This window comes from Pseudomonas sp. 05N434, assembly GCF_056396965.1.
On sequence record NZ_JBFTMK010000988.1, the window covers coordinates 1 to 781 of the forward strand.

The window sequence follows — 781 nt, forward strand, 5'->3', positions numbered from 1 at the left end:
CCGCTGGAGCCGTTGACCAGCAGGTTGGGGATCTTGGTCCCGCTGGAGCCGTTGACCAGCAGGTTGGGGATCTTGGTCGGCATGACCGCGGGGATCATTTCGGTGCCGTCGTAGTTCGGCACCCAGTCCACGGTTTCTTTATGCAGGTCGGCCAGCAGCTCGTGCGCCAGCTTGGTCATGCGTACTTCGGTGTATCGCATGGCCGCGGCGTTGTCGCCGTCCACCGAACCGAAGTTGCCCTGACCGTCCACCAGCAGGTAACGCAGCGAGAATGGCTGCGCCATCCGAACGATGGTGTCGTACACCGCGGTATCACCGTGCGGGTGATACTTACCGATCACGTCACCGACAACACGGGCAGATTTCTTGTACGGCTTGTTGAAGTCGTTGCCCAGCTCGCTCATCGCGAACAGCACACGCCGGTGCACGGGCTTCAAGCCATCGCGCGCATCCGGCAGTGCCCGCCCGACAATAACGCTCATCGCGTAGTCGAGGTAGGACTGCTTCAGCTCGTCTTCGATATTGACCGGGAGGATTTCTTTGGCCAGTTCGCCCATGAGAAGCCTGATTCCTTTTTCTGGTGAAACTTCGTCACATCCATATGGGACGAACGAAGCTCGCCGGTACAGACTGAGTGCCATGCACCGACTTACGACAAATCAACGAGTTATGCCATGGATCTGCGCAGTAAAGGCAGCCACATCAGGCTACCCTGGAAACCGCCGGATGTTATCACAAGAGCCGCCACGCACCTATCCCCCAGATGCGCATGGAGCATAGT

At 58.6% G+C, this 781-nt stretch carries 1 protein-coding gene; it reads right to left on the reverse strand.

Features of this window, described 5'->3' with window-relative positions; all coding sequences use genetic code 11:
- A partial coding sequence (locus AC1DLB_RS31250; protein ID WP_477786435.1) for a DNA gyrase subunit A occupies positions 1-557 on the reverse strand: 557 nt, incomplete at its 3' end.
- Positions 558-781 lie beyond the last annotated feature (224 nt).